Annotated in this window: 44 protein-coding genes; 6 read left to right on the forward strand and 38 right to left on the reverse strand. The window is 42.2% G+C overall.

From position 1 onward, the window contains the following. Positions 1-563 precede the first annotated feature (563 nt). On the forward strand, positions 564-1,127 hold the full coding sequence (locus C0T34_RS17685; RefSeq protein ID WP_075674030.1) for a gamma carbonic anhydrase family protein: 564 nt from the start codon (positions 564-566) through the stop codon (positions 1,125-1,127). Here the strand turns inward: C0T34_RS17685 and C0T34_RS17690 are convergent. Genes C0T34_RS17690 through dprA form a run of 5 tightly spaced genes read right to left on the reverse strand, consistent with a single transcriptional unit; the run spans position 1,103 to position 4,473 of the window. Beyond that, positions 1,103-1,363 (reverse strand): DUF1488 family protein, encoded by a 261-nt coding sequence (locus tag C0T34_RS17690; RefSeq protein WP_075674031.1) that lies wholly within the window; start codon positions 1,361-1,363, stop codon positions 1,103-1,105. The genes C0T34_RS17685 and C0T34_RS17690 overlap by 25 nt on opposite strands. Continuing rightward, complete coding sequence (aroE, locus tag C0T34_RS17695) at positions 1,360-2,184, reverse strand: shikimate dehydrogenase (RefSeq protein ID WP_075674032.1); 825 nt, start codon at positions 2,182-2,184, stop codon at positions 1,360-1,362. The genes C0T34_RS17690 and aroE overlap by 4 nt, the downstream gene beginning before the upstream one ends. Before the next feature lie 5 nt (positions 2,185-2,189). Continuing rightward, on the reverse strand, positions 2,190-2,759 hold the full coding sequence (tsaC, locus tag C0T34_RS17700; RefSeq protein ID WP_075674033.1) for an L-threonylcarbamoyladenylate synthase type 1 TsaC: 570 nt from the start codon (positions 2,757-2,759) through the stop codon (positions 2,190-2,192). Next, positions 2,752-3,309 carry a type I DNA topoisomerase gene (locus C0T34_RS17705; RefSeq protein ID WP_075674034.1) on the reverse strand — a complete coding sequence of 186 codons (558 nt, stop codon included), beginning with the start codon at positions 3,307-3,309 and terminating at the stop codon, positions 2,752-2,754. Before C0T34_RS17705 ends, tsaC begins: the two co-directional genes overlap by 8 nt. Before the next feature lie 18 nt (positions 3,310-3,327). Next, positions 3,328-4,473 carry a DNA-processing protein DprA gene (gene dprA, locus C0T34_RS17710; RefSeq protein WP_109850584.1) on the reverse strand — a complete coding sequence of 382 codons (1,146 nt, stop codon included), beginning with the start codon at positions 4,471-4,473 and terminating at the stop codon, positions 3,328-3,330. Between the two features lie 130 nt (positions 4,474-4,603). Here dprA and def point away from each other — a divergent pair, with 130 nt between their 5' ends. The 5 genes from def to mscL all read left to right on the forward strand — a co-directional run bounded on the left by def (position 4,604) and on the right by mscL (position 9,482). Continuing rightward, positions 4,604-5,128: a peptide deformylase gene (gene def, locus C0T34_RS17715; RefSeq protein WP_098941419.1), complete on the forward strand. Its 525-nt coding sequence runs from the start codon at positions 4,604-4,606 to the stop codon at positions 5,126-5,128. A 26-nt stretch (positions 5,129-5,154) separates the two neighbouring features. Next, entirely contained in the window at positions 5,155-6,102 is a 948-nt protein-coding gene (gene fmt / locus C0T34_RS17720; RefSeq protein WP_098941420.1) for a methionyl-tRNA formyltransferase, read from the forward strand. A 99-nt stretch (positions 6,103-6,201) separates the two neighbouring features. Then, positions 6,202-7,470, forward strand: a complete 1,269-nt coding sequence (gene rsmB, locus C0T34_RS17725; protein ID WP_098941421.1) for a 16S rRNA (cytosine(967)-C(5))-methyltransferase RsmB — start codon at positions 6,202-6,204, stop codon at positions 7,468-7,470. 112 nt (positions 7,471-7,582) lie between these two features. Then, positions 7,583-8,959, forward strand: a complete 1,377-nt coding sequence (gene trkA, locus C0T34_RS17730) for a Trk system potassium transporter TrkA (RefSeq protein ID WP_075674039.1) — start codon at positions 7,583-7,585, stop codon at positions 8,957-8,959. A 115-nt stretch (positions 8,960-9,074) separates the two neighbouring features. Beyond that, on the forward strand, positions 9,075-9,482 hold the full coding sequence (gene mscL, locus C0T34_RS17735; protein ID WP_023583476.1) for a large-conductance mechanosensitive channel protein MscL: 408 nt from the start codon (positions 9,075-9,077) through the stop codon (positions 9,480-9,482). 3 nt (positions 9,483-9,485) lie between these two features. Here the strand turns inward: mscL and C0T34_RS17740 are convergent, their stop codons facing one another. The 33 genes from C0T34_RS17740 to C0T34_RS17900 all read right to left on the reverse strand — a co-directional run. Beyond that, the gene (locus tag C0T34_RS17740) at positions 9,486-9,692 is read right to left on the reverse strand and encodes an alternative ribosome-rescue factor A (protein WP_023583475.1); all 207 of its coding nucleotides are present in this window, start codon (positions 9,690-9,692) and stop codon (positions 9,486-9,488) included. Between the two features lie 50 nt (positions 9,693-9,742). After that, the gene (gene zntR, locus C0T34_RS17745) at positions 9,743-10,156 is read right to left on the reverse strand and encodes a Zn(2+)-responsive transcriptional regulator (protein ID WP_069368787.1); all 414 of its coding nucleotides are present in this window, start codon (positions 10,154-10,156) and stop codon (positions 9,743-9,745) included. A gap of 296 nt (positions 10,157-10,452) precedes the next feature. Next, positions 10,453-10,839, reverse strand: a complete 387-nt coding sequence (rplQ, locus tag C0T34_RS17750) for a 50S ribosomal protein L17 (RefSeq protein ID WP_004246940.1) — start codon at positions 10,837-10,839, stop codon at positions 10,453-10,455. A gap of 37 nt (positions 10,840-10,876) precedes the next feature. After that, entirely contained in the window at positions 10,877-11,866 is a 990-nt protein-coding gene (gene rpoA, locus C0T34_RS17755) for a DNA-directed RNA polymerase subunit alpha (RefSeq protein WP_006535513.1), read from the reverse strand. 25 nt (positions 11,867-11,891) lie between these two features. Further along, positions 11,892-12,512 carry a 30S ribosomal protein S4 gene (rpsD, locus tag C0T34_RS17760; RefSeq protein ID WP_004246942.1) on the reverse strand — a complete coding sequence of 207 codons (621 nt, stop codon included), beginning with the start codon at positions 12,510-12,512 and terminating at the stop codon, positions 11,892-11,894. Between the two features lie 36 nt (positions 12,513-12,548). Further along, positions 12,549-12,938, reverse strand: a complete 390-nt coding sequence (gene rpsK, locus C0T34_RS17765; protein WP_002919257.1) for a 30S ribosomal protein S11 — start codon at positions 12,936-12,938, stop codon at positions 12,549-12,551. 16 nt (positions 12,939-12,954) lie between these two features. Beyond that, positions 12,955-13,311 (reverse strand): 30S ribosomal protein S13, encoded by a 357-nt coding sequence (gene rpsM / locus C0T34_RS17770; RefSeq protein WP_036914623.1) that lies wholly within the window; start codon positions 13,309-13,311, stop codon positions 12,955-12,957. 146 nt (positions 13,312-13,457) lie between these two features. Further along, complete coding sequence (rpmJ, locus tag C0T34_RS17775) at positions 13,458-13,574, reverse strand: 50S ribosomal protein L36 (RefSeq protein WP_071788572.1); 117 nt, start codon at positions 13,572-13,574, stop codon at positions 13,458-13,460. A gap of 42 nt (positions 13,575-13,616) precedes the next feature. Further along, complete coding sequence (secY, locus tag C0T34_RS17780; RefSeq protein ID WP_006535510.1) at positions 13,617-14,939, reverse strand: preprotein translocase subunit SecY; 1,323 nt, start codon at positions 14,937-14,939, stop codon at positions 13,617-13,619. A gap of 7 nt (positions 14,940-14,946) precedes the next feature. Beyond that, positions 14,947-15,381, reverse strand: coding sequence for a 50S ribosomal protein L15 (rplO, locus tag C0T34_RS17785; RefSeq protein ID WP_004246944.1), 435 nt, complete (start codon positions 15,379-15,381; stop codon positions 14,947-14,949). A 3-nt stretch (positions 15,382-15,384) separates the two neighbouring features. Then, on the reverse strand, positions 15,385-15,564 hold the full coding sequence (gene rpmD / locus C0T34_RS17790; protein WP_036914634.1) for a 50S ribosomal protein L30: 180 nt from the start codon (positions 15,562-15,564) through the stop codon (positions 15,385-15,387). Positions 15,565-15,569: 5 nt separating this feature from the next. Beyond that, positions 15,570-16,070 carry a 30S ribosomal protein S5 gene (rpsE, locus tag C0T34_RS17795; RefSeq protein ID WP_023583472.1) on the reverse strand — a complete coding sequence of 167 codons (501 nt, stop codon included), beginning with the start codon at positions 16,068-16,070 and terminating at the stop codon, positions 15,570-15,572. Positions 16,071-16,084: 14 nt separating this feature from the next. Next, positions 16,085-16,438 (reverse strand): 50S ribosomal protein L18, encoded by a 354-nt coding sequence (rplR, locus tag C0T34_RS17800; protein ID WP_023583471.1) that lies wholly within the window; start codon positions 16,436-16,438, stop codon positions 16,085-16,087. Between the two features lie 9 nt (positions 16,439-16,447). Then, complete coding sequence (rplF, locus tag C0T34_RS17805; protein ID WP_023583470.1) at positions 16,448-16,981, reverse strand: 50S ribosomal protein L6; 534 nt, start codon at positions 16,979-16,981, stop codon at positions 16,448-16,450. Positions 16,982-16,995: 14 nt separating this feature from the next. Continuing rightward, positions 16,996-17,388: a 30S ribosomal protein S8 gene (gene rpsH, locus C0T34_RS17810; RefSeq protein WP_004246950.1), complete on the reverse strand. Its 393-nt coding sequence runs from the start codon at positions 17,386-17,388 to the stop codon at positions 16,996-16,998. 32 nt (positions 17,389-17,420) lie between these two features. Next, a complete protein-coding gene (gene rpsN / locus C0T34_RS17815; protein ID WP_006535503.1) occupies positions 17,421-17,726 on the reverse strand; it encodes a 30S ribosomal protein S14 in 306 nt (101 codons plus the stop codon). A 12-nt stretch (positions 17,727-17,738) separates the two neighbouring features. Then, positions 17,739-18,278, reverse strand: coding sequence for a 50S ribosomal protein L5 (gene rplE, locus C0T34_RS17820; protein WP_098941422.1), 540 nt, complete (start codon positions 18,276-18,278; stop codon positions 17,739-17,741). Positions 18,279-18,291: 13 nt separating this feature from the next. Continuing rightward, on the reverse strand, positions 18,292-18,606 hold the full coding sequence (rplX, locus tag C0T34_RS17825; protein WP_075674042.1) for a 50S ribosomal protein L24: 315 nt from the start codon (positions 18,604-18,606) through the stop codon (positions 18,292-18,294). A 10-nt stretch (positions 18,607-18,616) separates the two neighbouring features. Continuing rightward, positions 18,617-18,988 carry a 50S ribosomal protein L14 gene (rplN, locus tag C0T34_RS17830; protein WP_004246955.1) on the reverse strand — a complete coding sequence of 124 codons (372 nt, stop codon included), beginning with the start codon at positions 18,986-18,988 and terminating at the stop codon, positions 18,617-18,619. Positions 18,989-19,164: 176 nt separating this feature from the next. Next, positions 19,165-19,419 (reverse strand): 30S ribosomal protein S17, encoded by a 255-nt coding sequence (gene rpsQ / locus C0T34_RS17835; protein WP_023583468.1) that lies wholly within the window; start codon positions 19,417-19,419, stop codon positions 19,165-19,167. Then, positions 19,419-19,610: a 50S ribosomal protein L29 gene (gene rpmC, locus C0T34_RS17840; protein WP_004238624.1), complete on the reverse strand. Its 192-nt coding sequence runs from the start codon at positions 19,608-19,610 to the stop codon at positions 19,419-19,421. The genes rpsQ and rpmC overlap by 1 nt, the downstream gene beginning before the upstream one ends. Beyond that, positions 19,610-20,020, reverse strand: a complete 411-nt coding sequence (rplP, locus tag C0T34_RS17845) for a 50S ribosomal protein L16 (RefSeq protein ID WP_006535500.1) — start codon at positions 20,018-20,020, stop codon at positions 19,610-19,612. Before rplP ends, rpmC begins: the two co-directional genes overlap by 1 nt. A 12-nt stretch (positions 20,021-20,032) precedes the next feature. After that, positions 20,033-20,734, reverse strand: a complete 702-nt coding sequence (rpsC, locus tag C0T34_RS17850) for a 30S ribosomal protein S3 (RefSeq protein WP_023583467.1) — start codon at positions 20,732-20,734, stop codon at positions 20,033-20,035. A 17-nt stretch (positions 20,735-20,751) separates the two neighbouring features. Next, positions 20,752-21,084, reverse strand: coding sequence for a 50S ribosomal protein L22 (rplV, locus tag C0T34_RS17855; RefSeq protein WP_006535498.1), 333 nt, complete (start codon positions 21,082-21,084; stop codon positions 20,752-20,754). 14 nt (positions 21,085-21,098) lie between these two features. Beyond that, the gene (gene rpsS / locus C0T34_RS17860) at positions 21,099-21,377 is read right to left on the reverse strand and encodes a 30S ribosomal protein S19 (RefSeq protein WP_004246960.1); all 279 of its coding nucleotides are present in this window, start codon (positions 21,375-21,377) and stop codon (positions 21,099-21,101) included. A 14-nt stretch (positions 21,378-21,391) separates the two neighbouring features. Beyond that, the gene (gene rplB / locus C0T34_RS17865; RefSeq protein WP_006535497.1) at positions 21,392-22,216 is read right to left on the reverse strand and encodes a 50S ribosomal protein L2; all 825 of its coding nucleotides are present in this window, start codon (positions 22,214-22,216) and stop codon (positions 21,392-21,394) included. A gap of 19 nt (positions 22,217-22,235) precedes the next feature. Continuing rightward, positions 22,236-22,538, reverse strand: coding sequence for a 50S ribosomal protein L23 (rplW, locus tag C0T34_RS17870; RefSeq protein ID WP_004246962.1), 303 nt, complete (start codon positions 22,536-22,538; stop codon positions 22,236-22,238). Next, a complete protein-coding gene (rplD, locus tag C0T34_RS17875; RefSeq protein ID WP_023583466.1) occupies positions 22,535-23,140 on the reverse strand; it encodes a 50S ribosomal protein L4 in 606 nt (201 codons plus the stop codon). Before rplD ends, rplW begins: the two co-directional genes overlap by 4 nt. A 16-nt stretch (positions 23,141-23,156) precedes the next feature. Then, positions 23,157-23,786 (reverse strand): 50S ribosomal protein L3, encoded by a 630-nt coding sequence (gene rplC / locus C0T34_RS17880; RefSeq protein ID WP_023583465.1) that lies wholly within the window; start codon positions 23,784-23,786, stop codon positions 23,157-23,159. A gap of 32 nt (positions 23,787-23,818) precedes the next feature. Then, positions 23,819-24,130, reverse strand: coding sequence for a 30S ribosomal protein S10 (rpsJ, locus tag C0T34_RS17885; protein WP_001181005.1), 312 nt, complete (start codon positions 24,128-24,130; stop codon positions 23,819-23,821). 350 nt (positions 24,131-24,480) lie between these two features. Beyond that, complete coding sequence (gene bfr / locus C0T34_RS17890) at positions 24,481-24,954, reverse strand: bacterioferritin (RefSeq protein WP_075674372.1); 474 nt, start codon at positions 24,952-24,954, stop codon at positions 24,481-24,483. Between the two features lie 77 nt (positions 24,955-25,031). Then, positions 25,032-25,229, reverse strand: a complete 198-nt coding sequence (bfd, locus tag C0T34_RS17895; RefSeq protein ID WP_088494063.1) for a bacterioferritin-associated ferredoxin — start codon at positions 25,227-25,229, stop codon at positions 25,032-25,034. Between the two features lie 221 nt (positions 25,230-25,450). Further along, the coding region (locus C0T34_RS17900) for a hypothetical protein (RefSeq protein ID WP_204100991.1) at positions 25,451-25,567 on the reverse strand (117 nt) is incomplete at its 5' end.

A 25,567-nucleotide genomic window follows, 5' to 3' on the forward strand; every position in this document is an offset into this window, starting at 1 on the left:
TTTACTTTTGTTGTTCACTCTTCAAGACTTGATACATCTAATATTTTAGAAGATATCGTCTCTGCGAGTGCCCACACAGATTGTCTGATAATTTGTTAAAGAGCAGTGCAACAATCGCTACCGTTTCCGGTCTTCTGCGTTGTTGCGAGGAGGCGTATATTACGTTATTCCTCTGAAGAGTCAAGAGTTTTTTCAAACTTTTTTCTTTTCTCTTCGCTGTCCTTCGTGGCTGTTGTCAGCTCATCGCCGGTCAGTGGATGCGCATTATAGGGAGTTCTCGGATTAGCGCAAGTATTTATTTCAACTTTTTTTCTGTTCGTTCTCTTTTTGAACTTTACGTCTATTTTTGATACAAAAAACATCTTTTGTGTATAAAAAATATACGCTTTATCTTGTTATTGTCTATTCGGTATATTCTATCAATCACACTCTATTACTCTACTTTCCCCTTTATTATCGATTTTTATAGTCTTACAGTATAAAAATCATTGCTCTCGCCAGCCTGCCCTATCCGTTGCTATGCTTTTCTTATTATAAAGTGAAACCAAAAACGAGGTTAAATTATGGGGAAATCCACAATCAGGAATTACTTACACCTTTCGCCTTCTATTGATAAAAATGTTTTTATTGATGAAACAGCAACTGTGATTGGAGACGTACGTATTAGTGAAGATGTCAGTATCTGGCCTATGGTTGTTATTCGCGGTGATGTGAATTACGTGAGTATTGGCAAAAGATCAAATATTCAAGATGGTTCAGTTCTTCATGTCACTCACATCTCACCCAAGGATCCAGAAGGTTTTCCTCTTATTATTGGTGATAATGTTACTGTTGGGCACAAAGCAATGTTACACGGGTGCACAATAGGAGATCGTGTTTTAGTCGGAATGGGTGCTATTTTACTTGATGGTGCAATTATTGAAGACGATGTAATGATTGGCGCAGGTAGTTTAGTTCCACCAGGAAAGCGACTTGAAAGTGGTTTTCTTTATTTAGGAAGTCCAGTGAAAAAAATCCGCCCACTTTCATCAGCAGAAATAGAGCACTTTATCTATTCTGCTAATAATTATGTCGGGTGGAAAAATAACTATTTAGCTACTCGTCAATCAGCCATTGATAAAGAATAGATAGGATGGAGAGTTGATAACTCATATTCCGTTACCAACTCTTCAAATTCTTCTTCAATATCCCAACGATTTTGTTTAAATAACAAAATTCCTTCCCCAACACCAAAACGCTCGATAAGCTCGTGCTCTGTAATTAGACAATCAAAAAGCATTCCGTTGATCATTATAGGAAAAAGAACACTCCTATTCTCCGCTAGCCATATTTCACGATCTGGAAATTGAATGGATTGGTTCATTGATTCAATCTTTCTCTTAATACATTAAGGACAGGATTAACATCTGGCACAAGTTCATACCACAGTTCAAATGCATAAGCGGCTTGTCCTACTAACATACCTAATCCATCTGATAAACGTGTACTTCCATGTTTTAGTGCGTTATATAGAAATGATGTCATCCCTGTTTGATAATAAAGGTCGTAGCACGCTGTATCAAAACCATAAACATCGTTAGGAATAGGCGGTAAATCATTAGTCATGCTGGATGCAGAGGCATTTATAATTAAATCATAATGTCTATCGGCAACATCTTCAGTAGCTATTGCTCGGATCGTTCCAAACTGACTAAATTCTTTTACTAATTGTTCAGCTTTGGCAAATGTACGGTTGGTTAAAGTAATATCACAATCAAAATCGAGTAATGGAAGCAATATTCCTCTTGTTGCACCACCAGCGCCAATAACTAAGACTGATTTAACCTTACTAGGCACAATAAAATCGAGTCTAGCTAAATCCAAAATAAGTCCTTGCCCGTCAGTGTTATCACCAAGGAGTGAGCCATCTTCCAATTTAACAATAGAGTTAACTGCACCACATGCTTTCGCTCTATCCGTTAATTTATCCACAAAGTGGAATGCATCTTCTTTAAAAGGAACTGTAACATTAGCACCCCGCCCCCCATTAGAAAAAAAATGTGAGGCTGTTTTGTCAAATTCACCTAAAGGAACAAGTAAACGTCCATAGCCATACTCTATTCCTGTTTGTTTTGAAAAAAATTGGTGGATGAAAGGAGACTGACTATGCTCGATAGGATTTCCCATCACTAAATATTTTTCCATCACAATCACCCTTGTCGGTATAATTCACCCGTTAATGCATCTCGGATTTCAGAAGGATTCTGTCTACCACCAACATTCCCTTCAACGATAGGAATTGTATCCTGAAACTGTTCTTTTACTTCTTCAACTGTACGACATGGTGGTAATCCACTTAAATTCGCACTCGTTGAAACTAAAGGTTTTCCATAGGCTAGGCAGAGTTCTTTAACAATTGTGTGGTCTGTTACTCTCACAGCTAAAGAAGTGAATTTTCCAGTTAACCACTTTGGCGTCGTTGATTTGGCAGGAATAACCCATGTAACAGGTCCCGGCCAAGATGCAAACATTCTATCTCGCTGAGTTTGAGTCAATGCACTATCGTCGATATAAGGTTTCAATTGCTCATAATTATCAGCAATTAAAATTAGCCCTTTGTCAATTGAGCGTTGTTTTAACGTTAATAATGCCATAACAGCATGCTCGCTATCAGGATCACAACCAACCCCAAATACGGCTTCTGTTGGATATGCGATAACTTTATTATTTTTTAATGCTGCTATTATAGTGTTGCTTACAGGTGATGCTTTGTTATTCATGTTCTTCTCTTTTTGTTTGTTGCTTTCCACATAATTTGCTGGCGCACACTAATCTTACTCCTTGAGAAGACCTTTTTTCCATCAATAATGGATAGTGGCAATGTTCGCATTCACCATTAACAGGCTTGTTATTTAATACAAATTGGCATTCTGGATATTGGTTACAAGCATAAAATATCTTACCAAACCTAGACTTACGTTGTAGTAATTTTCCTTTTTCGCATTGAGGACAAGGTATAACAGTTTCATCAGGTTTATCAATTTGCTCTATATGTTCACATTCTGGATAATTACTACAACCAATAAACATCCCAAATTTACCCTGACGCAAAACTAAATCAGCACCACAACACTTACAAGGTTGCCCTTCTAAAACTTTTATAATTTGTCCATCACCCTGTGATTTTAATGTTTTAATATAATGGCAATCAGGGTAAGCCGAACATCCTAAAAAAGGGCCATGTCCTCCATTTTTCATCACTAATACGCTGCCACATTCAGGGCATTTTTCCTGTTCAGGTTGCTGTGTAAACGGCATATTCTTTGCCATTGTTTTACCTCATTACACTTATTCCAATCGAGTATAGCCACCAGCCACAATAGCGACTTTTTCAATAAGCTCAAGTTCTAATAAAAGAGGGGCTAATTCAGAAGTTGATAATCCACTATCTTGAGCAATGATATCAATGGGTACTGTTTTATTAAAACGCAGAAAAGGTAATATTACATCCATTGCCTGTTGTTGTTCTGATGTAAATTGTTCTACTTTAGCCTCTTGTTTTTCATTATTAATAAGTGTTGTATATTCTTCTGTGATTTGTTTTTGTTGATACTCATTAACACAAGTAAGCCACTGCAAAGAGCTATTTAAATATTCAAAAATATCTTCAGGTGAGGATGCTAAATTTGCACCTTGCTTAATAAGTTGATGATTGCCTTCAAAATGAATATCCCCCAATAACCCCGGTAACACGAACAACTCTTTACCTTGTTGTAAAGCATAGTTTGCTGTTATTAAAGAACCGCTTTTAATTCCTGCTTCAACAATAAGAAGTGCGGCACTTAGTCCACTAATAATCCGATTACGCTGAGGGAAATGGCGCGCTAAAGGCGGTGTCATAGGTAAATGCTCAGAAATAAGAAGGCCAGATTCTTTTATTTGTGTTGCAAGAGTGCGATGAAATGACGGATAAATCTGCTCTAAACCACTCCCAAGCACAGCAATAGTAATACCATTATTTTTTAATGCACTTCGATGTCCAATACCATCAATACCTTGAGCTAACCCACTTGTAATAGTTAACTCTTTCTTTACTAGTTCCTGCGCAAAATAAGTTGCCCATTTGGAACCATATGGTGTAGCAATTCGACTACCAATTAATGCAATTTGTGTGCTTTTTAAATGTTGCCTATTCCCTGCAACAAAAAGCAAAAGCGGGGGCAATGATATTTGTTTTAATAAAGGTGGATAATCTGAATCTGTAATCGTTAATAATGATGATTCGTTTTTATCTAACCATTTTAATGTATCGTTGACAGCATTTGTATGAAGTCTTAAGAATTGATGACTTTGCTGTTCTGACAGACCACAACCTATTAATAGCCCTTGATTTAATTGAGTTAAAGATTGTAGATACCTTGCAATTTGAATTGCTTTATTAATGGGGAGTCTTGAAACAGCGTTAAGCCTTATCCATATTTCTCTAGCATCCATGCATTATCCTAATATTGTTTTTAGCAAACAGGGTGAGTGCTAAACACACCAAATACTGTCAATCTAGACAATAAATGTCTAGAATAGACGTTAAATCCTATTCACATTTTAGAAACAGTCCGAATAAATTATGGCAGTGTTACACGTATTACATTATCCAGACGAGCGCCTTCGCACGATTGCAAAGCCAGTCGAAAAAGTTGATGCCGAAATCCAAAAAATTGTCGATGATATGTTTGAAACAATGTATTTGGAAGAAGGTATCGGCTTAGCTGCGACACAGGTGAATATCCACCAGCGCATTATCGTCATTGATGTCTCTGAAACCAGGGATCAAAAACTGGTATTAATAAACCCAGAACTTCTTGCTGCTGATGGCGATACAGGCATAGAAGAAGGCTGTTTGTCTGTTCCGGAACAGCGCGCTTTTATTCCTCGTGCAGAGCATGTAAAAGTGAAAGCTCTTGATTACAATGGTCAACCTTTTGAGTTAGAGGCTGATGATTTATTAGCTATCTGTATTCAACATGAAATGGATCATTTAGTTGGTAAATTATTTGTGGATTATTTATCCCCATTAAAACGCCAACGTATCCGCCAAAAAGTTGAAAAACTGGATAAGCTAGATAAAAAAAGAGCTAAAGCAGGACAGTAACAGTTAAATTGAAACAGGAAGAAAACGTGTCTGATTCATTACGTATTATTTTTGCGGGAACACCCGATTTTGCAGCTCGTCATTTAGCAGCATTGTTATCAACTCAACATCGTGTGGTAGGAGTACTCACTCCTCCAGATAAACCCGCAGGAAGAGGTAAGAAACTGACGATTAGTCCTGTTAAAGAATTGGCGTTAATTCATAATATTCCTGTTTATCAGCCTGCCTCTTTAAAACCAGAAGAGAATCATGAATGGATAGCAGCGCAACAAGCAGACATTATGATTGTTGTCGCTTATGGCATGATCTTACCTAAAGCAGTTCTTGAAATACCGCGTTTAGGTTGCCTTAATGTGCATGGTTCTCTCCTTCCTAAATGGCGTGGTGCTGCACCAATTCAACGCTCTTTGTGGGCAGGCGATAAAGAAACAGGTGTCACAATTATGCAAATGGATGTTGGCTTAGATACAGGCGATATGTTGTATAAAGCCTCGTGCCCAATTACGAGTGAAGATACCAGTGCATCTCTTTATGAAAAGCTTGCAGAGCTTGGACCAAAGGCTCTAACAACTACGTTAGATCTCATTACCTCAGGTAAAATAAAAGCTGAAAAACAAGATGATAATTTAGCGAATTACGCACAAAAATTATCTAAAGAAGAAGCAAAAATTGATTGGTCATTATCTGCAGAACAGATTGAACGTTGCATAAGAGCATTCAATCCGTGGCCAATGAGCTTTTTCATGTTAGACGAGCAACCAGTGAAAGTATGGAAAGCACAAGCTATTGCTGATGATACAGATCAACCGGCAGGAACCTTATTAAAAGCAGATAAAACGGGTATTTATATTGCGACAGGTAACGGCATTCTAAATATCACAGAGTTACAACCATCAGGTAAGAAACCTATGGCTTCTGCTGATTTTTTAAACTCCAAGCGAGATTGGTTCACTCCTGGAAAAATCATTCAATAATTATTCTAAACCCTGATATCTAACACTATTATCAGGGTTTTCCTTTTTTCACGCCAATGTAGTACATCTCTGGCGCTCAATATTAAACGTTAACTCATCATGAAAACGTCATACAACTTACGTAGCATTGCAGCCAAAGCAATTAGCCAAGTATTAGATCAAGGCTTATCTCTAAGCACCGTCATACCCGAACTTCAAAAAAATGTTTCAGACAAAGACAAAGCATTACTACAGGAACTTTGCTTTGGTGTATTACGTACATTGCCACAATTAGAATGGATTATTCAGCAACTCATGGATAAACCATTAAAAGGTAAACAACGTATTTTACACTACCTCATTATGGTTGGCTTATATCAGCTTCTTTATACACGTATTCCTGCTCATGCAGCTCTAGCCGAAACCGTAAATGGCGCTGTTGCACTAAAAAAACCACAGTTAAAAGGATTAATTAATGGTGTGTTGCGTCAGTTTCAACGTCAACAAGATATCCTAAATGAACGTTTTCAAAACAGCGAAAATCGTTTTCTCCATCCATCATGGCTACTTGCCCGTGTTAAACAGGCCTATCCTGAACAATGGATGAGTATTGTTGAAGGTAATAATCAAAAACCACCTATGTGGTTACGTGTAAATCAACGCCATCATTCACGAGAAGAATATTTAACATTACTTGAAAAGGAAGAAATTGCCGCTGTTGCTGACGATAGCCACCCTTTTGCGATCCGTTTAGAGAACCCATGTAACGTGAATCTTCTTCCTGGATTTGCTGATGGTTGGGTAACAGTTCAAGATCGTTCAGCCCAGCGTTGTGCTGAATTATTGGCGCCAGAAAATAAAGAGCAAATCCTTGATTTATGTGCAGCACCGGGCGGTAAAACAACACATATTTTAGAGATAGCTCCTCAAGCTCAAGTATTAGCAATCGATATAGATGAGCAACGTTTGAAACGTGTACAAGAGAACCTTACGCGTTTAAAACTTAATGCTGTAGTCAAAAGTGGTGATGGTCGTTATCCTGAACAATGGTGTGCCGGTATGCAATTTGACCGAATTCTCCTTGATGCACCATGCTCAGCAACAGGCGTTATCCGCCGCCATCCAGATATTAAGTGGCTTCGCCGTAATGACGACATTGAGCAATTAGCTCAAATTCAAAAAGAGATCCTTCACGCTATTTGGCCATACCTAAAATCTGGTGGTACGTTGGTTTATGCAACCTGCTCTATTTTGCCTGAAGAGAATAAACAACAAGTTGAAGCATTTTTAGCGTCAACGAAAGATGCACAATGTGATTATCAGCATCAATGCTTACCAGAAGAAGAAGGTGGCGATGGCTTCTTTTATGCATTGATCAAGAAAATATGATCTTGTGATAAAAGATGATAACGGATCTAAAAAACGCTACTATTTCAACGCAAGATCATTAAGATCTTGCGTTTCTTTTCTATTTGTTAATCGAATACTCTGAGAAATTACGATGAAAATTATTATCTTAGGCGCTGGTCAAGTAGGTGGTACTCTCGCTGAAAATCTTGTCGGGGAGAATAATGATATTACTGTCGTTGACACTAATGCAGATCGTTTGCGCCAACTTCAAGATAAATTCGATTTACGAGTAGTCAATGGACATGGCTCTCACCCAAGGATCTTAAGAGAAGCCGGTGCTGAAGATGCAGATATGCTGGTTGCCGTCACCAACTCAGACGAAACCAATATGATAGCGTGCCAAGTTGCTTACACTTTGTTTAATACACCCAATAAAGTTGCTCGGATACGTGCCTCTGAATTTGTTCGTGAAGCAGACAAACTCTTCCTCCCAGAAGCTATTCCCATTGATTACTTAATCTCTCCTGAGCATTTAGTTATTGATTATGTATATAAATTAATCCAATACCCAGGTGCCTTACAAGTTGTTAATTTTGCCGATGGCCAAGTCAGTATTGTTGCAGTAAAAGCATATTATGGTGGTTCTCTCGTCGGAAATGCACTATCAACATTACGTGATCATATGCCACATATTGATACTCGAGTTGCTGCAATTTTTCGTCAAGACAGACCTATCCGACCTCAAGGCTCCACAATTATTGAAGCGGGAGATGAAGTTTTCTTTGTCGTTGCATCTCAGCATATTCGTGCAGTAATGAGTGAATTACAACGATTAGAAAAACCTTACAAACGCATTATGATTGTTGGTGGTGGTAATGTCGGTGCAGGTTTAGCAGCTAGACTAGAAAAAGATTATAGCGTCAAGCTTATTGAACATAATCAGCAACGTGCAACAGAACTTGCTGAATTACTTCATGATACTATTGTTTTTTATGGTGACGCATCGGATCAAGAACTTCTTGCTGAAGAACATATAGAACAAATCGATGTCTTTATCGCACTGACTAATGATGATGAAGCTAATATTATGTCAGCGATGCTAGCAAAAAGAATGGGTGCCAAAAAGGCGATGGTGCTTATTCAGCGTAGTGCTTATGTTGATTTAGTCCAAGGCGGGGTTATCGATATTGCAATATCACCACAACAAGCAACAATTTCTGCACTTTTAGGCCATGTTCGTAAAGCTGATATTGTTAGCGTTTCCTCATTACGACGAGGTGTTGCAGAGGCAATCGAAGCCGTTGCACATGGTGATGAAAATACATCAAAAGTTGTTGGCCGTCGTATACAAGATATAAAACTACCACCTGGAACTATCATTGGTGCAATTGTAAGAGAGCAAGATGTTATTATTGCGAACGCAAGCCACTCCATAGAACAAGGAGATCATGTGATTATGTTTATCACTGATAAAAAATATGTCCCTGAAGTAGAAAAGCTTTTCCAGCCTAGCCCATTTTTCTTATAAAGGCTAAGTAGAAATAAGAATAATAGTAATTGTTACTTATAATGGTCTACTATTATCATGTTAGATACTATATTTTTACATAATAAATCTATGTATAGACAAATAAGGGGTGGTTATGTCTTTTTTCAAAGAGTTTCGTGAATTCGCAATGAAAGGCAACGTTGTTGACATGGCAGTCGGTGTCATCATTGGCGCAGCTTTCGGTAAGATTGTTTCATCATTAGTTGCTGATATTATTATGCCACCGTTAGGCTTATTAATCGGTGGTATTGACTTCAAACAGTTTAGTCTTGTATTAAGAGATGCTAGTGGGGATGTACCAGCAGTTGTACTAAATTATGGCATGTTCATTCAAACTGTTTTTGATTTTGCCATTGTTGCATTTGCGATTTTCTGTGCAATCAAATTAATTAACAAGACACGTCGTCAAGCAGAAGAAGCACCTAAAGCACCACCGGCACCTTCAGCAGAAGAAACTCTATTAACAGAAATTCGTGATTTATTAAAAAATCAGCAAAAATAAAAACTAAAAGGCCAGTGATAACAATTGAAAAAATCTTTTGTTATCACTGGCCTCCCAGTTCCCCTTCTTGTCATGTTTCGCTTTTCTCATATAACTTCCTTTTCCTTTTTTATTCTTTTCCACGCGTTGTCTAAATAGTGGATCATGAACAAGTGCTGCTAAGGCATTATCTTTAATAACACCTTTCTGGTGCTGATATTTGCTAGACATAAAAACCTCTTAAATTGTTAAAGAACATAAAACGTAATGCGGTACAGATATTATTGCTTTGTAGCTCCAGATTCAAGTATTTCAAGAATAGAACAATAAGTACTTTCATGAGCACTACCACAACATGCATTACTTAACATCTTCAGTGAATCTCGCATTCTTTCCATTTCTTTCAAGCGAATTTCGACTTCAGCAAGTCTTGCATCAACAATGTGTTTTGATTCAACACAAGTGTGATGAGCGGGATCAACTCGAATAGAAAGTAACTCTGTAATCGCGTCTAATGTAAAGCCCAACTCTTTTGCATAACGAATAAAACGTAAACGCTGGAGATCTTGCTCTGTATATAAGCGATAACCGCCTTCTGTTCGCCTGTCATGATCCATCAATCCTTGTTTTTCATAAAAACGGATTGTATCTGTTGTCACATTCGCTAATTTTGCAACCTGCCCAATACGATACATGGATCATTCCCTCACTCTAACTGATGCATAAGCATAACAAATAATCAAAAGAATAGAATTGAAATATAGTGCGAAGCTTATCTTACCAAAATAGCAGTATGCTGAAATAACAGAAAATAAATATGATGTAACACAAGAGTAGGCAAAAAAGCATGGAATAACAAATAGAAAGGCTAGGATATGGCTTAATAGATTATTTTTATAACGATAATTTCATAACTATCATTTTCAATAGATGTAAAAAAACCGGATTAAAAATCCGGTCTTTTTATTCGCTTCACTAAATAATAATTAAATTATTCAGCTGCTGCTTCTGTTTCAGAATCAGCACGGTCAACAAGCTCAATGTAAGCCATTGGAGCGTTGTCACCAGCACGGAAGCCACACTTCAGAATACGAGTGTAACCACCTGCACGGCTCGCAAAACGCGGACCTAATACTGTAAACAGTTTTGCCACGACTTCGTTATCACGAGTACGGGCGAATGCCAGACGACGATTAGCTACGCTGTCGGTCTTGGCAAGAGTAATCAGCGGCTCAACGACGCGACGCAGTTCTTTCGCTTTAGGCAAAGTTGTCTTGATGATCTCATGACGAACTAAAGAACCTGCCATGTTACGAAACATAGCCTGACGATGGCTGCTGTTGCGGTTCAATTGACGACCACTCTTACGATGGCGCATGACCTTATCCTTCTCAGTAAAACCTTAACCTGTGATCTTATTCATCAGCGATACTTGCAGGTGGCCAATTCTCAAGACGCATGCCTAGAGATAAACCACGCGACGCCAGTACGTCTTTAATCTCAGTAAGAGATTTCTTACCAAGGTTAGGCGTCTTAAGTAATTCAACTTCAGTACGCTGTACCAGATCACCGATGTAGTGGATTGCTTCTGCCTTCAGACAGTTAGCAGAGCGGACAGTCAATTCAAGATCGTCTACTGGGCGCAGTAAGATAGGATCGAATTCTGGCTTCTCTTCTTTAACTTCTGGTTGACGAACATCACGTAAGTCAACAAAAGCTTCAAGCTGTTCAGCCAGGATAGTCGCTGCACGGCGAATCGATTCTTCTGGATCGATAGTACCGTTAGTTTCCATCTCGATAACCAGCTTATCCAAGTCGGTACGCTGTTCAACACGAGCTGCTTCCACATTATAAGCAATACGCTCAACTGGGCTATAGCACGCGTCTACTAAAAGGCGACCGATAGGGCGCTCATCTTCTTCCGAATGAATTCGGGCAGAAGCCGGCACATAACCACGACCACGCTGAACTTTGATACGCATATTAATAGATGCGTTCTCGTCTGTAAGGTGGCAGATAACGTGCTGCGGCTTGACGATTTCGACATCACCGTCATGGATGATATCGGCTGCAATAACAGGGCCAATGCCAGATTTGCTCAAAGTAAGAATAACTTCATCTTTACCATGAACTTTTACCGCCAACCCTTTAAGGTTGAGCAGTATTTCTAGGATATCTTCCTGAACACCTTCTTTGGTGCTGTACTCATGCAGTACACCATCAATCTCAACCTCTGTTACCGCACAACCCGGCATAGACGAAAGCAGAATACGGCGCAGTGCGTTACCAAGAGTATGGCCGAAGCCTCGCTCTAATGGTTCAAGGGTCACCTTGGCGTGCGTCGAACTGACTTGCTCGATATCAACCAGGCGCGGTTTTAGAAACTCTGTCACAGAACCCTGCATTGTGTCCTCTCTTTGGTGCTAAGCCTTACTTGGAGTAAAGCTCGACGATCAGGTGCTCGTTAATGTCAGCAGACAAGTCAGTACGTTCAGGAATACGTTTGAACACACCTTCCATCTTAGCAGCATCAACTTCCAGCCATGTTGGCTTTTCACGCTGTTCAGCCAGCTCTAAAGCAGCCTTAATACGAGACTGTTTTTTCGATTTTTCACGAACGCTGACTACGTCATTCGGGGAAACCTGATAAGAAGCAATGTTAACCACGCGACCATTTACCATGATTGCTTTATGGCTAACCATCTGACGTGCTTCTGCGCGAGTTGCGCCAAAGCCCATACGATAAACAACGTTATCCAGACGACCTTCCAGCAGAGTCAGCAGGTTTTCACCTGTGTTGCCTTTCAGACGAGTTGCTTCTTTGTAGTAGTTACGGAATTGACGTTCTAGAACACCGTAAATACGACGTACTTTTTGTTTTTCACGTAACTGAACACCGTAATCAGAAAGACGCGGTTTACGTGCGCCGTGCTGACCTGGTGCTTGTTCCAGTTTACACTTGGTGTCAATCGCCCGAACGCCAGATTTTAGAAATAAATCTGTACCTTCACGGCGGCTCAGCTTGAGCTTAGGACCCAAATATCTTGCCATTTTCTTTCTCCAACTTTCCTAAAAACGAAAACGTTATTAAACGCGACGTTTTTTCGGTGGACGACAACCGTTATGAGGAATCGGAGTCACATCAGTAATATTAGTGATGCGGAAACCAGCCGCGTTTAATGCACGGATAGTTGACTCACGACCAGGACCAGGTCCTTTAACCATAACTTCCAAGTTCTTAATTCCGTACTCTTTAACAGCTTCAGCGCAACGTTCTGCTGCAACCTGAGCCGCGAACGGAGTAGATTTACGAGAACCACGGAAACCGGAACCACCGGCAGTAGCCCAACCCAATGCGTTACCTTGACGATCGGTAATAGTAACGATTGTGTTGTTGAAAGAAGCATGGATATGAGCCACACCGTCAGAGACTTGTTTTCTTACACGCTTACGTGCACGAATAGGTGCTTTTGCCATTGTTCAAATACCCCGATTATTTCTTGATCGGCTTACGCGGACCCTTACGGGTACGTGCGTTAGTCTTAGTACGCTGACCGCGAACTGGTAGACCACGACGATGACGTAAACCACGGTAAGTACCAAGATCCATCAGACGTTTGATGCTCAGGGTAACTTCACGACGCAGATCACCTTCTACAACGTATTTGGCAACTTCGTCACGCAGCTTGTCGATTTGCTCTTCAGACAGCTCACTGATCTTAACATTTTCAGCAATACCAGCAGCTACACAGATAGCCTGTGAGCGGGTCTTACCGATACCGTAAATCGAAGTTAATGCGATTACAGTATGTTTATGATCAGGAATGTTAATGCCTGCTATACGGGCCACTATGCACTCCTAAATTAGCAGTTATACAGTACCATTCTGAAAAGCCCGTTTTCAGGATACTCAAACAATACTGTATATATTATAAAAGATTGGGCTGGCTAATTTAGCCAGCTCAACCGAACTTTGCAAGAAAAAAATGCAATAAATTAGCCTTGACGCTGTTTATGCTTAGGCTCGACGCTGCAAATTACACGCACGTGACCGTGACGTCTAACAATTTTGCAGTTACGGCACATTTTCTTGACGGAAGCACGAACTTTCATTTTTACTCTCCGTAACTTCTAAAACAAATCGCTTATCAGTAATTAACCTTTAAGATTTGCTTTTTTCAATGCAGACTCATACTGACTTGACATCAGGAGAGTTTGCACTTGAGCCATAAAATCCATGATGACCACAACCACGATTAAGAGGGAAGTACCACCAAAATAGAAAGGTACTTTCATTGCGTCACGCATGAACTCCGGGATGAGACAGATAAAGGTAATATACAAGGCACCGATTAAGGTTAAACGTGTCATTACTTTATCTATATATTTAGCCGTCTGCTCTCCCGGGCGAATTCCTGGTACAAATGCACCGGACTTCTTCAGGTTATCTGCTGTTTCTCTTGGGTTGAAAACCAACGCCGTATAGAAAAAACAGAAGAATATGATTGCAGCAGCGTATAGTAACACATAAATAGGTTGACCAGGCTGTAGATTTAAAGAAATCGTCGTCAGCCAACCCCACCCTGTACCATCGCCAAACCAAGAGGTTATTGTACCAGGAAACAGGATAATACTTGAAGCAAAAATTGCTGGTATAACACCCGCCATATTTACTTTAAGTGGTAGATGTGTACTTTGTGCCGCGTATATTCTACGCCCTTGTTGACGTTTTGCATAGTTAACAACGATACGACGTTGTCCTCTTTCTACAAAAACAACAAAGAAAGTAACCGCGAACACCAATACTGCAACCAACAATAACAGGAGGAAGTGCAGTTCGCCTTGCCGCGCCTGCTCGATGGTTTGACCAATGGCAGGCGGAAGACCTGCAACGATACCTGCAAAGATAATGATTGAGATACCGTTACCAATACCACGTTCAGTGATTTGCTCACCTAACCACATAAGGAACATTGTCCCAGTGACTAAGCTCACAACAGCCGTAATATAGAATGGTAGACCTGGATTAATTACCAGACCTTGCATTCCTGGCATATTCGGTAAGCCTGTTGCGATACCAATTGATTGGAATATCGCCAGCACCAAAGTACCATAACGGGTATATTGGCTGATCTTACGACGACCGGCCTCCCCTTCCTTCTTAATCTCTGCTAACCGAGGGTTAACCACTGATAAGAGTTGGATAATAATCGATGCCGAAATATAAGGCATGATACCCAGCGCAAAGATAGAAGCACGGCTAAGAGCACCACCAGAGAACATGTTAAACATTTCAATGATGGTGCCTTTTTGCTGATCGAGCAATTTGGCAAGCACAGTGGCATCAATACCAGGGATAGGAATAAAAGAGCCAATCCTAAAGACAATAAGTGCACCAAGAACAAACAAAAGTCTGCGTTTTAGTTCACCAACACCACCTTTAGCACTCTGAAAATCTAAACCTGGTTGTTTAGCCATCTGTCACTTATTCCTCAATTTTACCGCCAGCTGATTCGATTGCTGCACGGGCACCTTTGGTAACACGCAGACCACGAATAGTCACTGCACGGTTAACCTCGCCAGACAGAATTAATTTTGCAAATTCAATCTGTGGGCCAACAACGTTTGCGGCTTTCAGTGCATTCAGATCGATTACATCGCCTTCAACGTAAGCTAAATCAGACAGACGGATTTCCGCAGTCACGAATGATTTACGTGAAGTAAAACCAAATTTTGGTAAACGACGATATAAAGGCATCTGGCCGCCTTCAAAACCACGACGTACGCCACCGCCAGAACGAGACTTCTGACCTTTGTGACCACGGCCGCCAGTTTTACCTAAGCCAGAACCGATACCACGACCTACGCGTTTAGGCGCATGCTTGGCACCTTCAGCCGGAGACAGAGTATTTAAACGCATCTCTTACTCCTCAACTTTAACCATATAGGAAACCAAGTTGATCATACCGCGAACTGCTGGTGTATCTTCGCGTTCTACAGTGTGACCGATGCGACGCAGACCTAAACCAGTCATAGTTGCCTTATGTTTAGGCAGACGGCCGATTAAGCTACGTGTTTGAGTAATTTTAATAGTCTTAGCCATGGTCATTACCCCAGAATTTCTTCAACGGATTTACCACGCTTAGCTGCGACCATATCTGGAGACTTCATGCTATCTAAAGCGTCCAGTGTTGCACGAACCACGTTAATCGGGTTAGTGGAACCATAGGTTTTAGCCAGTACGTTACGAACGCCAGCCACTTCTAGAACTGCACGCATTGCACCACCTGCGATGATACCGGTACCTTCATGAGCAGGCTGCATAAATACGCGAGAGCCAGTGTGAGTACCTTTAACAGGGTGGAACAGAGTACCGTTGTTTAAAGCGACGGTTTTCATATTGCGACGGGCTTTTTCCATCGCTTTCTGGATTGCTGCCGGAACTTCGCGAGCTTTGCCATATCCGAAACCAACGCGGCCATTACCATCACCAACTACTGTAAGAGCGGTGAAGCTAAAGATACGACCACCTTTAACGGTTTTAGATACGCGGTTTACCGCGATCAGCTTTTCCTGCAGTTCGCCAGCTTGTTTCTCGATGTGAGCCATCTTACACTCCTACCTTAGAACTGAAGGCCAGCTTCACGGGCAGCATCTGCCAGTGCCTGGACTCGACCATGATATTGGAAACCGGAACGGTCAAATGATACTACTTTGATACCTTTTTCCAGAGCGCGTTCAGCAACAATTTTACCAACTACTGCTGCTGCTTCTTTGTTTCCAGTGTTTTTCAGTTGCTCAATGATAGCTTTTTCTGTAGTAGAAGCGGCCACCAAAGTTTCAGAACCGTTTGGTGCAATAACCTGCGCATAAATATGGCGAGGGGTACGGTGTACCACCAGGCGAGTCGCACCCAATTCCTGGAGCTTACGGCGTGCGCGGGTCGCACGACGGATACGAGCTGCTTTCTTATCCATAGTGTTACCTTACTTCTTCTTAGCCTCTTTGATACGCACAACTTCGTCGGCGTAACGAATACCTTTACCTTTATAAGGTTCAGGGCGACGGTAAGCACGCAGTTCAGCTGCTACTTGGCCAATCACTTGCTTATCCGCACCTTTCAGTACGATTTCAGTTTGTGTTGGACATTCAGCAGTGATGCCTGCTGGCAGTTGGTGTTCCACTGGATGTGAAAAACCTACTGATAAGTTAACCGCATTGCCTTTAATAGACGCACGATAACCTACACCTACCAGTTGCAGTTTTTTAGTGAAGCCTTCGGTAACACCTACAACCATTGCATTTAACAGAGAACGAGTAGTACCCGCCTGTGCCCATGCATCAGCAAAACCATCGCGAGGTGCGAAAGTTAAGTGGTTGTCAGCATGTTGAATTTCAACTGCATTATGGATAGTACGAGTTAGCTCGCCGTTTTTACCCTTAATCGTAATTACCTGACCGTTGAGTTTAACCTCTACGCCGGCAGGAATGACGACGGGTGCTTTTGCCACACGAGACATTCTTTCCTCCCGAATTAAGCTACGTAGCAGATAATCTCGCCACCAAGACCTGCTTGGCGAGCTGCACGATCAGTCATAACACCTTTTGAGGTAGAAACAACAGCGATGCCCAGTCCTGCCATAACTTGTGGCAGCTCATCTTTTCTTTTATAGATGCGCAGACTTGGACGGCTTACGCGCTGAATGCTTTCTACTACAGCCTTACCTTGGAAATATTTTAAAGTGATTTCCAGTTCTGGCTTAGTGTCGCCTTCAATTTTAAAATCTTCGATATAACCTTCTTCCTTAAGCACGTTGGCAATCGCCACTTTCAGCTTGGAGGAAGGCATTGTGACCGCAACTTTGTTCGCGGCCTGACCGTTACGGATACGGGTCAGCATATCCGCGATGGGATCTTGCATGCTCATCTGTCTTTACTCCCGTGATTCAATTATGGTAATTACCAGCTAGCCTTTCTAAGGCCCGGGATTTCACCGCGCATAGCGGCTTCACGGACTTTAATACGGCTGAGGCCAAATTTCCGCAGGAAACCGTGCGGACGTCCAGTTTGACGGCAGCGGTTACGCTGACGTGAAGGACTTGAATCACGTGGCATAGTTTGCAGTTTCAGAACAGCATTCCAACGATCTTCGTCAGACACGTTCACATCTGAAACGATAGCTTTCAGTTCTGCGCGTTTTGCGAAGAATTTCTCAGCTAAATTCGCACGTTTTACATCACGTGCTTTCATAGATTTCTTAGCCATGAATGCCCTGCCTTACTTGCGGAACGGGAAGTTAAACGCTGCTAACAATGCGCGACCTTCATCATCTGATTTCGCAGTCGTAGTAATGGTAATATCCAAACCACGAACACGATCCACTTTATCGTAATCGATTTCAGGGAAGATGATTTGCTCACGTACGCCCATACTGTAGTTACCACGTCCGTCAAATGACTTAGCGGATAAACCACGGAAGTCACGAATACGAGGTACAGCAATAGAGATCAAGCGTTCAAAGAACTCCCACATGCGTTCGCCACGCAGGGTCACTTTACAGCCGATCGGATAGCCCTGGCGGATTTTGAAGCCTGCAACAGATTTGCGTGCTTTGGTGATCAAAGGTTTTTGACCTGAGATTGCTGCTAAATCAGCTGCTGCATTATCCAGCAGTTTCTTATCAGCAATCGCTTCACCAACACCCATATTCAGGGTGATCTTCTCGACCCGAGGGACTTGCATGACAGAATGGTAACCAAACTGAGTCATCAGTTGTTGGACCACCTCGTCTTTGTAGTAATCATGCAGTTTCGCCATCGTATACTCCAAATTACTTGATAGTTTCTTTATTAGATTTGAAGAAACGAACTTTTTTACCGTCTTCGAATCTAAAACCTACACGGTCAGCCTTGCCGGTTGCCGCATTGAAGAGTGCAACGTTAGAAACTTGAATAAACGCTTCTTTTTCAACGATGCCACCTGGTTGATTCAGAGCCGGAACTGGCTTCTGATGTTTTTTAACCAGATTGATACCTTCAACGAGAACTTTACCAGAAGAAAGAACCTGTTTTACTTTACCGCGCTTACCTTTATCTTTACCAGTAAGAACGATAACTTCGTCATCACGACGGATTTTCGCTGCCATTGCCTGCTCCTTAGAGTACTTCAGGTGCCAGAGAGATTATTTTCATGAACTTCTCATTACGAAGTTCACGAGTAACCGGCCCAAAAATACGCGTACCAATAACTTGCTCGCTGTTGTTGTTTAACAATACACAAGCGTTGCTATCGAAGCGAATGACAGAACCGTCAGGGCGACGAACACCCTTCTTGGTGCGCACCACTACCGCTTTCAGTACATCACCTTTCTTAACTTTACCACGTGGAATTGCTTCCTTGATGGTAATTTTGATGATGTCACCTACATCTGCGTAGCGACGGTGCGAGCCACCTAGAACCTTGATACACATTACGCGACGTGCACCGGAGTTGTCGGCCACGTTCAGCATAGTCTGTTCTTGGATCATTTTAGTGCTCCGCTAAATGTCAACTACTACTGAGCCACTTCCACATTAGAAGAGGCCGTTCAATATCCCATAATACGAGGGAGCGGCATTATAACACCACATTCTCGATATGGACAGAAAAAATAAACGGCTCGTTCAGTTTTGAGCCGTTTATTTCGTACGAAAAGGCTATTTTATTACAGAACAGCTTTTTCTACAACGCGAACTAACGCCCAAGACTTAGTCTTAGACAGTGGACGTGTTTGACGAATTTCTACTACGTCACCAATTCCACATTCGTTGTTCTCGTCATGTACATGCAGTTTGGTCGTACGACGGATAAACTTACCATATAATGGGTGTTTAACCATACGATCGATAGCAACGACAATAGATTTCTCCATTTTGTCACTAACTACACGACCTTGCAGAGTACGGATTTTATCGGTCATTACGCACCCGCCTTCTCAGTCAGTAAAGTCTTAACGCGTGCGATATTACGACGCACTTGTTTCAACAGATGAGACTGTTGTAACTGACCACTTGCTGCCTGCATACGCAGGTTAAACTGCTCGCGCAGTAAGTTCAGCAGTTCTGTGTTCAGCTCTTCAACGCTCTTTTCGCGCAGCTCTTTTGCTTTCATTACATCACCGTCTTAGTTACAAAGGTGGTTTTGATAGGCAGTTTTGCTGCCGCCAGCTTGAATGCTTCACGGGCCAGTTCTTCAGGCACACCATCCATTTCATACAGGACTTTACCTGGCTGGATTAAGGCAACCCAATACTCAACGTTACCTTTACCTTTACCCATACGGACTTCGAGCGGCTTTTCAGTGATTGGTTTATCTGGGAACACACGGATCCAGATTTTACCCTGACGCTTAACTGCACGGGTCATTGCACGACGTGCCGCTTCGATCTGACGTGCAGTCAGACGACCACGGCCCACAGCTTTAAGACCGTAAGTCCCGAAGCTTACATCCGCACCAGCAGCTAAGCCACGGTTGCGGCCTTTGTGCACTTTACGGAATTTTGTACGCTTTGGTTGTAACATCAGCGACTCTCCTTACTTGCGGCCTTTACGCTGCTGCTTTTTAGGTTGAGCAGCCGGTTTTTCCGCCTGTTCAACTGCAGCCATACCACCCAGGATCTCACCTTTGAAGATCCATACCTTAACGCCGAGCACACCATAAGTGGTTTGTGCTTCTGAGGTATTGTAGTCGATATCTGCACGCAGAGTGTGCAGAGGTACACGACCTTCACGATACCATTCAGTACGAGCGATTTCAGCGCCACCTAAGCGACCACTTACTTCCACTTTAATACCTTTAGCGCCTAAACGCATAGCGTTCTGTACCGCACGCTTCATAGCACGACGGAACATAACACGACGTTCCAGCTGTGAAGTGATGCTGTCAGCAACTAATTTTGCGTCCAGTTCAGGTTTACGTACTTCGGCGATATTAATTTGCGCAGGAACGCCAGCGATATCCGCTACGTTTTTGCGCAGTTTTTCAACATCTTCACCTTTTTTACCGATAACGATGCCTGGGCGAGCAGTGTGAATAGTCACACGGATGCTTTTCGCAGGACGTTCGATAACGATACGAGATACAGATGCTTTAGCCAGTTCTTTAGTTAAGTACTGACGTACTTTAAAGTCGCTGTCTAGGTTGTCAGCGAATTCATTGGTACCCGCATACCATGTGGAATTCCAAGGCTTGACAATGCCAAGGCGGATACCATTAGGATGTACTTTTTGACCCATTGCTAGTCTCCAGAGTCTCAGCGATCAGACACAACCACAGTGATGTGGCTGGTGCGCTTCAGAATACGATCTGCACGGCCTTTTGCACGAGGCATAATGCGCTTCATAGAAGGACCTTCGTCAACAAAGATCTTAGCTACTTTCAGATCATCAATGTCAGCGCCATCGTTGTGTTCTGCATTAGCAATAGCAGACTCCAGTACTTTCTTCACTAAACCAGCAGCTTTCTTGTTGGTAAAGGTTAAAATTTCCAGAGCTTGCGACACTTTCTTACCGCGAATCAGGTCAGCTACCAAGCGAACCTTCTGAGCAGAAGAACGAGCGTGGCGATGCATAGCGATAGTTTCCATCTCTTCCTCCTACCTTATTTTTTCTTAGCCTTTTTATCGGCTGCATGACCGCGATAAGTACGGGTCGGCGCGAATTCACCCAGTTTGTGACCAACCATTTCGTCGGAAACGTAAACTGGAACATGCTGACGACCATTATGGACAGCGATGGTCAAACCGATCATGTTAGGAAAGATCGTTGAACGACGGGACCAAGTCTTAACAGGCTTTTTGTCACCGCTTTCCACCGCTTTCTCTACCTTCTTCAGCAAGTGCAGGTCAATGAAAGGACCTTTCTTGAGAGAACGTGGCATGGCTTATCCTCTAATTATTTCTTAGTACGACGATGAACGATGAAATGTTCAGTGCGTTTGTTTTTACGAGTCTTCTTACCTTTGGTTTGAACGCCCCAAGGTGTTACTGGGTGTTTACCAAAGTTACGACCTTCACCACCACCATGTGGGTGATCGACTGGGTTCATCGCAGTACCGCGAACGGTAGGACGAATACCACGCCAGCGACTTGCACCAGCTTTACCCAGAACGCGTAACATGTGCTCAGAGTTGCCAACTTCACCGATAGTTGCACGGCAATCAGAAGGAACTTTACGCATTTCACCAGAACGCAGACGAATAGTGACATAAGCACCATCACGAGCAACGATCTGAACGTAAGTACCAGCTGAACGAGCTAACTGACCACCTTTACCTGGTTTCATCTCTACGTTATGAACGGTAGAACCAACCGGGATATTACGCATTGGTAAGGTGTTACCCGCTTTGATAGCAGCATCAACGCCAGACTGAACTTTATCACCCGCTTTCAGGCCTTTTGGAGCCAGAATGTAGCGACGTTCACCATCAGCATACAGCACTAAAGCGATGTTAGCTGAACGGTTTGGATCATATTCCAGACGTTCTACTGTCGCAGGGATACCATCTTTGTTGCGTTTAAAGTCAACAATACGGTAAGCCTGCTTGTGACCACCACCGATATGACGGGTAGTGATACGACCATTGTTGTTACGACCACCGGACTTGCTGTTCTTTTCCAGCAATGGCGCATAAGGTTTCCCTTTATGCAGCTCAGGGTTTACCACTTTAACTACGTGGCGACGGCCCGGAGACGTAGGTTTACATTTAACAATTGCCATTGTTCTTTACTCCTCCGACTTACTCAGCGCCGCCGACGAAGTCCAGATTCTGGCCTTCCTTCAGGGTGACGTAAGCTTTTTTCCAGTCGCTACGACGACCAATACGCTGACCGTGACGTTTCACTTTGCCTTTCATCAGCAGAGTGTTAACACTTTCAACTTCGACTTCAAACAGTTTTTGTACAGCTGCTTTAATCTCTGCTTTGGTCGCGTCTTTAGCAACTTTGAGAACGATGGTGTTTGATTTTTCCATCGCGATAGAAGCTTTTTCAGATACATGCGGCGCGCGCAGTACTTTCAGCAGACGTTCTTCACGGATCATGCCAGCATCTCCTCAACTTGCTTCACAGCGTCAGCAGTCATGACGACTTTGTCGAAGGCGATTAAGCTAACAGGGTCGATTGTTGCTGCATCACGTACGTCAACTTTATATAAGTTGCGTGCTGCTAAATACAGATTCTCATCTACATCAGCAGTGATGATCAGAACATCTTCCAGAGCCATATCTTTCAGTTTCTGTGCTAAAAGCTTAGTTTTAGGAGCTTCAACAGAGAACTTCTCTACGACGATCAGACGATCTTGACGTACCAGTTCAGACAGAATGCTCTTCAGAGCACCACGGTACATCTTTTTGTTTACTTTTTGACTGTGGTCCTGTGGTTTAGCTGCGAAGCTAACACCACCAGAGCGCCAAATTGGGCTCTTGATTGAACCTGAACGTGCACGACCTGTACCTTTCTGTCTCCAAGGCTTTTTGCCTGAACCAGAAACTTCAGCACGGGTTTTCTGAGCACGAGTACCTTGACGAGCACCAGCAGCGTATGCAACGACTACTTGATGCACAAGCGCTTCGTTAAAGTCACGCCCGAAGGTAGTTTCGGAAACAGTCAGCGCGCCTTGCGCGTCTTTCATTACCAATTCCATTCCTATCTCCTCGACGTTACGCCTTGACAGCTGGTTTAACGATCAGGTCACTGCCAGTTGCACCTGGAACAGCACCTTTGACCAGCAGCAGGTTGCGCTCAGCGTCAACACGTACTACTTCCAGGCTCTGAACGGTAACTTGTTCGTTACCCAGTTGACCTGCCATTTTCTTGCCTTTGAACACCTTACCCGGAGTCTGGTTCTGACCGATAGAACCCGGAACACGGTGAGACAAGGAGTTACCGTGGGTAGCATCTTGAGTACGGAAGTTCCAGCGCTTTACAGTACCGGCAAAACCTTTACCTTTAGATGTTCCAGTAACGTCGACTTTTTTAACGTCAGCGAAAATTTCTACGCTAATGCTTTGACCTACAGTGTATTCTTCGCCTTCATTCAGACGGAATTCACGTAGTAAGCGGCCAGCTTCAACACCAGCTTTAGCAAAATGACCTGCTTCAGGTTTCAGTACACGGTTAGCTTTTTTGCTACCTGTAGTCACCTGAATGGCACGATAACCGTCTTTCTCTAGATCTCTGACCTGAGTAACACGGTTGTTTTCAATTTCGATAACGGTTACAGGGATTGAAACGCCATCTTCAGTGAAGATACGAGTCATTCCTACTTTCTTACCGACTAAACCAATCATTGTTTCAACCTCTCAATCGCTTGATGACCTGATTAACCTAGGCTGATCTGCACGTCTACGCCGGCAGCCAGATCCAGACGCATCAGAGCATCAACGGTTTTCTCGGTTGGCTCAACGATGTCAACCAGACGTTTGTGAGTGCGAATTTCATACTGATCACGCGCATCTTTATTAACGTGCGGAGAAATCAACACTGTGAAACGCTCTTTGCGAGTCGGCAGTGGGATTGGACCACGAACTTGCGCACCAGTGCGCTTAGCAGTCTCTACGATTTCCGCAGTTGATTGATCAATCAGACGATGATCAAAAGCTTTCAGGCGGATACGGATTCTTTGGTTCTGCATGAGACCAGAGCTCCAACTATTTTTTATAAACGTAAATGATCACTACTCGTACCCATTTCGATTGATGAGAGAGTGTAATCGTTCTGCATATAACTCCCCAATCGGGAGTATTATATTAATGCAATATAAAATCTGCATTAGCTGATAAATCAGCCTCACTAAATCAGTGAGCCTGCGCATTATACTTGCCTGAGTGATGAAATCAAGCCAAGAATAAAAAATCAGCGATAAAAATTCGTTTTATCTTTTCAAAAATAAAAAAAAGCAAAGGTACCTTCATTACCTTTGCTTTAAAAAGCATCTAATAATTCACTAACGAAGGTGAATTATTCTTTTCTGTATGAGCCAAATTACTCTTCAATAATTTGAGCTTGTAGATAATTTTGAAGTCCCATGCGTTCGATAAGTTCAAGCTGGGTTTCTATCCAATCAATGTGCCCTTCTTCATCGGTTAGAATTTCTAGCATGAGATCACGGCTGACATAATCATGAATTGAATCTGCGTAAGCAATGGCTTCACGTAAATCTTTGGCACCGCCTAATTCTAATTCCAAATCAGAACGTAGCATCTCTTCAACATCTTCACCGATGTTTAATTTGCCTAAATCTTGTAAATTTGGAATGCCTTCAAGGAACAAGATACGCTCGATATATTTATCTGCGTGTTTCATCTCATCTATGGATTCATGATATTCCATTTCATTGAGACGTGTGAGTCCCCAATTCTTGAACATTCGGGCATGTAGAAAATACTGATTAATTGCAACAAGCTCACCACCTAATAACTTATTAAGGTGGGCTATCATTTTTTTATCACCTTTCATTTTTATGCTCCTTTGCTTCCAGTCTTTTCAGTGTAGACCTTTTATACAAAGAGGAGAGAAAGGAAATTTAAAATTTGTTATGCAACTTCAGAAATTTGTGGGTAAAGAGCTGATTGCTCATTTTCGATAAGTTGACGGGCTTGACGTACGCACTTACCGCAACAACTTCCAACGGGTAAGATCTTACGTAATTCATTAATAGTGTGGATTTGATGTTTATGAACAGTCGAGATAATTTTTTTATCACTCACACCGTGGCAAAGACATACGTACATAATAACAGCCTCATTAACTACTCACGTCCAAGATAGTAAATGATAATTATTATGATTTCAATTTCTATTTATTTAACTTAAGTGTTTTTACTTATTTATATCATCAACGATGATGATGCAGGAGAAAACATTAATGCTTTGCTGAGATTTAAAATATCTAATCTTCAGATACAAAAAAGGGCATCTTACGATGCCCTCTTCATGCATAAATCTATCAGGAATTAACCTAATACTTTAGCAACAACGCCCGCACCTACTGTACGGCCACCTTCACGGATAGCGAAACGTAAACCGTCGTCCATCGCGATTGGGTGAATCAGTTCAACGATCATGTTAAC

Origin of the sequence: Proteus sp. CA142267 (assembly GCF_003336825.1) — a bacterium.
GTDB lineage: Bacteria > Pseudomonadota > Gammaproteobacteria > Enterobacterales > Enterobacteriaceae > Proteus > Proteus terrae.

Coding starts and splice junctions, on each gene's coding strand:
- C0T34_RS17685 (WP_075674030.1), top strand. CDS start 564: ATGGGGAAATCCACAATCAGGAATTACTTACACCTTTCGCCTTCTATT.
- C0T34_RS17690 (WP_075674031.1), bottom strand. CDS start 1,363: ATGAACCAATCCATTCAATTTCCAGATCGTGAAATATGGCTAGCGGAG.
- aroE (WP_075674032.1), bottom strand. CDS start 2,184: ATGGAAAAATATTTAGTGATGGGAAATCCTATCGAGCATAGTCAGTCT.
- tsaC (WP_075674033.1), bottom strand. CDS start 2,759: ATGAATAACAAAGCATCACCTGTAAGCAACACTATAATAGCAGCATTA.
- C0T34_RS17705 (WP_075674034.1), bottom strand. CDS start 3,309: ATGGCAAAGAATATGCCGTTTACACAGCAACCTGAACAGGAAAAATGC.
- dprA (WP_109850584.1), bottom strand. CDS start 4,473: ATGGATGCTAGAGAAATATGGATAAGGCTTAACGCTGTTTCAAGACTC.
- def (WP_098941419.1), top strand. CDS start 4,604: ATGGCAGTGTTACACGTATTACATTATCCAGACGAGCGCCTTCGCACG.
- rsmB (WP_098941421.1), top strand. CDS start 6,202: ATGAAAACGTCATACAACTTACGTAGCATTGCAGCCAAAGCAATTAGC.
- trkA (WP_075674039.1), top strand. CDS start 7,583: ATGAAAATTATTATCTTAGGCGCTGGTCAAGTAGGTGGTACTCTCGCT.
- mscL (WP_023583476.1), top strand. CDS start 9,075: ATGTCTTTTTTCAAAGAGTTTCGTGAATTCGCAATGAAAGGCAACGTT.
- C0T34_RS17740 (WP_023583475.1), bottom strand. CDS start 9,692: ATGTCTAGCAAATATCAGCACCAGAAAGGTGTTATTAAAGATAATGCC.
- zntR (WP_069368787.1), bottom strand. CDS start 10,156: ATGTATCGTATTGGGCAGGTTGCAAAATTAGCGAATGTGACAACAGAT.
- rplQ (WP_004246940.1), bottom strand. CDS start 10,839: ATGCGCCATCGTAAGAGTGGTCGTCAATTGAACCGCAACAGCAGCCAT.
- rpoA (WP_006535513.1), bottom strand. CDS start 11,866: ATGCAGGGTTCTGTGACAGAGTTTCTAAAACCGCGCCTGGTTGATATC.
- rpsD (WP_004246942.1), bottom strand. CDS start 12,512: ATGGCAAGATATTTGGGTCCTAAGCTCAAGCTGAGCCGCCGTGAAGGT.
- rpsK (WP_002919257.1), bottom strand. CDS start 12,938: ATGGCAAAAGCACCTATTCGTGCACGTAAGCGTGTAAGAAAACAAGTC.
- rpmJ (WP_071788572.1), bottom strand. CDS start 13,574: ATGAAAGTTCGTGCTTCCGTCAAGAAAATGTGCCGTAACTGCAAAATT.
- secY (WP_006535510.1), bottom strand. CDS start 14,939: ATGGCTAAACAACCAGGTTTAGATTTTCAGAGTGCTAAAGGTGGTGTT.
- rplO (WP_004246944.1), bottom strand. CDS start 15,381: ATGCGTTTAAATACTCTGTCTCCGGCTGAAGGTGCCAAGCATGCGCCT.
- rpmD (WP_036914634.1), bottom strand. CDS start 15,564: ATGGCTAAGACTATTAAAATTACTCAAACACGTAGCTTAATCGGCCGT.
- rpsE (WP_023583472.1), bottom strand. CDS start 16,070: ATGGCTCACATCGAGAAACAAGCTGGCGAACTGCAGGAAAAGCTGATC.
- rplR (WP_023583471.1), bottom strand. CDS start 16,438: ATGGATAAGAAAGCAGCTCGTATCCGTCGTGCGACCCGCGCACGCCGT.
- rplF (WP_023583470.1), bottom strand. CDS start 16,981: ATGTCTCGTGTGGCAAAAGCACCCGTCGTCATTCCTGCCGGCGTAGAG.
- rpsH (WP_004246950.1), bottom strand. CDS start 17,388: ATGAGCATGCAAGATCCCATCGCGGATATGCTGACCCGTATCCGTAAC.
- rpsN (WP_006535503.1), bottom strand. CDS start 17,726: ATGGCTAAGAAATCTATGAAAGCACGTGATGTAAAACGTGCGAATTTA.
- rplE (WP_098941422.1), bottom strand. CDS start 18,278: ATGGCGAAACTGCATGATTACTACAAAGACGAGGTGGTCCAACAACTG.
- rplX (WP_075674042.1), bottom strand. CDS start 18,606: ATGGCAGCGAAAATCCGTCGTGATGACGAAGTTATCGTTCTTACTGGT.
- rplN (WP_004246955.1), bottom strand. CDS start 18,988: ATGATCCAAGAACAGACTATGCTGAACGTGGCCGACAACTCCGGTGCA.
- rpsQ (WP_023583468.1), bottom strand. CDS start 19,419: ATGACCGATAAAATCCGTACTCTGCAAGGTCGTGTAGTTAGTGACAAA.
- rpmC (WP_004238624.1), bottom strand. CDS start 19,610: ATGAAAGCAAAAGAGCTGCGCGAAAAGAGCGTTGAAGAGCTGAACACA.
- rplP (WP_006535500.1), bottom strand. CDS start 20,020: ATGTTACAACCAAAGCGTACAAAATTCCGTAAAGTGCACAAAGGCCGC.
- rpsC (WP_023583467.1), bottom strand. CDS start 20,734: ATGGGTCAAAAAGTACATCCTAATGGTATCCGCCTTGGCATTGTCAAG.
- rplV (WP_006535498.1), bottom strand. CDS start 21,084: ATGGAAACTATCGCTATGCATCGCCACGCTCGTTCTTCTGCTCAGAAG.
- rpsS (WP_004246960.1), bottom strand. CDS start 21,377: ATGCCACGTTCTCTCAAGAAAGGTCCTTTCATTGACCTGCACTTGCTG.
- rplB (WP_006535497.1), bottom strand. CDS start 22,216: ATGGCAATTGTTAAATGTAAACCTACGTCTCCGGGCCGTCGCCACGTA.
- rplW (WP_004246962.1), bottom strand. CDS start 22,538: ATGATCCGTGAAGAACGTCTGCTGAAAGTACTGCGCGCGCCGCATGTA.
- rplD (WP_023583466.1), bottom strand. CDS start 23,140: ATGGAATTGGTAATGAAAGACGCGCAAGGCGCGCTGACTGTTTCCGAA.
- rplC (WP_023583465.1), bottom strand. CDS start 23,786: ATGATTGGTTTAGTCGGTAAGAAAGTAGGAATGACTCGTATCTTCACT.
- rpsJ (WP_001181005.1), bottom strand. CDS start 24,130: ATGCAGAACCAAAGAATCCGTATCCGCCTGAAAGCTTTTGATCATCGT.
- bfr (WP_075674372.1), bottom strand. CDS start 24,954: ATGAAAGGTGATAAAAAAATGATAGCCCACCTTAATAAGTTATTAGGT.
- bfd (WP_088494063.1), bottom strand. CDS start 25,229: ATGTACGTATGTCTTTGCCACGGTGTGAGTGATAAAAAAATTATCTCG.